3 protein-coding genes are annotated in these 3,939 nt (G+C 45.4%); all 3 read left to right on the forward strand.

The genetic code is table 11. From position 1 onward, the window contains the following. Window positions 1–221: 221 nt before the first annotated feature. From ACMJ0U_RS05790 to ACMJ0U_RS05800, 3 genes are read left to right on the forward strand one after another with little or no spacing between them, the layout of a single operon-like run. Entirely contained in the window at window positions 222–2,222 is a 2,001-nt protein-coding gene (locus ACMJ0U_RS05790) for a tetratricopeptide repeat protein (protein ID WP_417128786.1), read from the forward strand. A gap of 49 nt (window positions 2,223–2,271) precedes the next feature. Then, a complete protein-coding gene (locus ACMJ0U_RS05795; protein WP_417128787.1) occupies window positions 2,272–2,883 on the forward strand; it encodes an L-threonylcarbamoyladenylate synthase in 612 nt (203 codons plus the stop codon). Window positions 2,884–2,914: 31 nt separating this feature from the next. Next, window positions 2,915–3,781 (forward strand): mechanosensitive ion channel family protein, encoded by an 867-nt coding sequence (locus ACMJ0U_RS05800; RefSeq protein WP_417128789.1) that lies wholly within the window; start codon window positions 2,915–2,917, stop codon window positions 3,779–3,781. The last annotated feature ends 158 nt before the right edge of the window (window positions 3,782–3,939 follow it).

Here is a 3,939-nt window from a genome sequence, read left to right on the forward strand (position 1 = left end):
ATTGCAAATGCAGATCCTATGATCTGGGGTTATGTAATGCTGAATGACGAAAGACGCAAATAAAACTGCGACGCTACAAGTTCAGCATTTTAAAGACGAATCTGATAAATGCCAAAAGGCTTCTCGTAAATATTCTGACGAAAAAGCGGTTAGACTTCTAACTGCTTTTTTTATTTCCCATTTGTCCGTATCTTTGCATGAATCTCTAAAGACAACGACAGATGACTCCTACCCTGATAGATACCGACAACCCCGAATTTCAGAATGCACTGAAACTCATCCAATATACCCGCCAATCGGTCTTTCTGACCGGAAAAGCGGGAACGGGTAAGTCTACATTTCTGAAATACGTCTGCCAGCATACCAAAAAGAAATATGTGGTGCTGGCTCCTACGGGCATTGCCGCTATCAATGCGGGTGGCAGTACCCTGCACAGTTTTTTCAAGCTTCCGTTTCATCCGCTCCTGCCCGATGATCCGAAGTTTCAGGGGCGGAAACTGAAAGATTTTCTGAAGTATTCTTCCGACCACCGGAAACTCATTCAGAACATCGAGCTCATCATCATCGACGAAATTTCCATGGTGCGGGCCGACATCATCGACTTTATCGACAAGGTGCTTCGCACGTACTCTCATAACTTACGTGAGCCGTTCGGTGGAAAACAACTGCTGTTAGTGGGCGACGTATTCCAACTGGAGCCGGTAGTAAAAAGTGACGAACGGGAGATTCTGAACCGCTTTTATCCGAATCCGTATTTCTTTTCGGCTAAAGTGTTCCAGGAGATGGAACTGGTATCCATCGAACTCACCAAGGTATACCGGCAAACAGACAAGGTATTCGTCAGCGTGCTCGACCATATCCGGACCAATACTGCCGGAAATGCGGATTTACAACTATTGAACACCCGTTATACCCCGACACCGCCATGCCCGGAGGAAAATGATTTGTACATCACGCTGGCCACCCGACGGGACAATGTAGATTATATCAACGAAAAGAAACTCAACGAACTGCCAGGTGAACCGGTCACATTAAAAGGAGAAATACATGGGGAATTTCCGGAAAGCAGCCTTCCCACCCTGATGGAACTGGTCATCAAGCCGGGAGCACAGGTGATTTTCATCAAGAACGACCAGGAAAAACGCTGGGTAAACGGTACCATCGGTACGGTATCAGGCCTTTCAGAAGATGGTACCATCTATGTAATAACGGAAGACGGGAGTGAATTCGATGTACACAAGGAAAGCTGGAGCAACATCCGCTACCGATATAACGAGACGGAAAAGAAAATAGAAGAAGAGGAATTAGGCACATTTACACAATACCCCATCCGGCTGGCATGGGCCATCACCGTACACAAAAGCCAAGGGCTCACTTTCAACCGGGTGGTTATCGACTTTACGGGAGGAGTATTTGCCGGAGGACAGGCCTATGTGGCCCTGAGCCGCTGCACCTCATTGGATGGCATCCAGTTGAAGCGGCGGATTTCGCACGCAGATGTGTTTGTCCGACCGGAAATTGTCAGCTTTGCCCAGCGCTTCAATGACAACCAGACATTTGAAAGGGCCATGAAACAGGCACAGGCAGACATTCAATACGTGACCTCCGTAAAAGCTTTCGACAAAGGCAATTTTGCCGAATTCTTAGAAGCCTTCTTCAAGGCCATCCATAGCCGCTATGACATTGAAAAACCGTTGATACAGCGTTTTATCCGCCGGAAGTTAGGCATCATCAACCAGTTAAAGGAAGAAAACCGACTGCTGAAGGAGCAAATGCAACAACAGCGGCAGAATTTACAGAAGTACGCCCGAGAATATTACCTGATGGGAAACGAATGCATCACTAAGGCACACGACCCGAGGGCAGCACAAGCCAACTATGACAAGGCTCTGGAGCTGTATCCGGAATATGTGGATGCCTGGGTACGAAAGGGAGTGACATTCTTTGATGAAAACCGAATGGAAGAAGCTGAAGAATGCCTGAATCGTGCCGTACAACTACGACCACAGGACTTCAAAGCGGTGTACAACCGAGGAAAACTTCGTCTGCTGACCGGAAAAACGGAAGAAGCGCTCTCCGATTTGGACAAGGCTACCAGCCTGAAACCGCAACATGTCGGCGCTCATGAATATTTTGCTGAAGCACTCGAAAAAAGCGGAAAGGAAATAGAAGCTGCCATTCACTATCGAATTGCAGAAGAACTGCGAAAGAAAAAGAAATAATTTTCTTATTTTTGCGTTCATACGAAGTCAAATCTTCATAGATAACACCATGTTACTTAAATTATATTCTAAAAACAACCGACCGGAAGACCTGCAGCGCATAGTAGACATTCTGAACGATGGGGGCATCATTATCTACCCCACAGACACGGTGTATGCATTGGGCTGTCATGCGCTGAAGGAACGCCCTATTGAGCGTATCTGTAAGCTGAAAAATATCGATCCGCGTAAGAATAATTTATCCATTATCTGTTACGACCTGAGCAACATCAGCGAATATGCTCGCGTGAGTAATGCCACTTTCAAACTGATGAAGCGCAATCTGCCCGGTCCGTTTACCTTTATCCTGAATGCGGACAACCGCCTGCCTAAGATTTTCCGCAACCGGAAGGAAGTAGGTATCCGTGTACCCGACAATACCATCATCCGTGAAATCTGTCGGTTGCTCGATGCACCGATTCTGACTACCACCCTGCCATTAGAGGAAGGAGAAGACATTGAATACATCACCGAACCGGAGCTGATTGACGAAAAGTTTGGAGAGAAAGTAGACCTTATTATTGACGGAGGTACGGGAGGTATTGAACCTTCTACCGTCATAAATTGTTGTGATGATGTACCTGAAATTGTCCGACAAGGCAAGGGGATATTAAATGAATGATTAACTATAAAAATTTTAATTCACATTACACATGTTACTTACATTATTACAAGCTACAGCACAAGCAAGCAACACTGCTTCAAAAATTAACGTAGAACAGCTGCTGGACAGACTGCTTAACTGGGGAATCGAGGTAGGGAAAGACATTTTGGCTGCCATTATCATCTACATCGTCGGCCGGTTTATCATCAAGCAAATTAGCAAACTGGTCAGCAAGTTACTAGAAAAGAGAAAACTGGAAATCAGCGTACAGACTTTCTTGAAAAGCCTGCTCAGCATACTCCTGAACCTAATCTTAGCATTTGCCATCATCAGCAAATTAGGAGTGGAAACTACCAGCTTTGCTGCAATCTTAGCTTCCGCCGGTGTAGCAATCGGTATGGCGTTGTCCGGGAACTTGTCTAACTTTGCCGGAGGACTGATTATCTTAGTGTTCAAGCCATTCAAAGTCGGTGATTACATTGACGGACCAAATGCCAGCGGTACAGTTAAAGAAATACAGATTTTCCACACTATCCTGGCAACCACCGATAACCGAATTATTTATGTACCAAACGGAGCACTAAGCAGCAATGCCATTACCAATTACAGCAAGCAGGAAACACGCCGTGCTGAATGGGTATTCGGAGTGGAATACGGAGAAGATTTTGAAAAAGTAAAAGCTGTGCTGGAACGTATCATTGCAGCCGATGAACGAATCCTCACTACCCCGGCTCCTTTTATCGGACTGGGAGCCTTGTCTGCCAGCAGCGTAGACATCAAGGTACGTGTGTGGACCAAGTCTGAGAATTACTGGGATGTGTATTTTGATATGAATAAAATCGTATACGACACATTCAACAAGGAAGGTATCGGATTCCCGTTCCCGCAACTGACCGTACACCAGGCAAAAGACTGATAAGCATATATCACTTCATAGGGACACTCAGTAAATAGTATAAAATTAGCCAACTAATTCATACAAAAAGTATTGCGAATTAGTTGGCTTTTTTGTATCTTTAGGTATTCCCCCGAAAATAAGGTTTGGCAGCCAAAACGGGGGAAATACTCCGACTA

The organism is Phocaeicola sp., from assembly GCF_048170425.1.
Lineage (GTDB): Bacteria > Bacteroidota > Bacteroidia > Bacteroidales > Bacteroidaceae > Phocaeicola.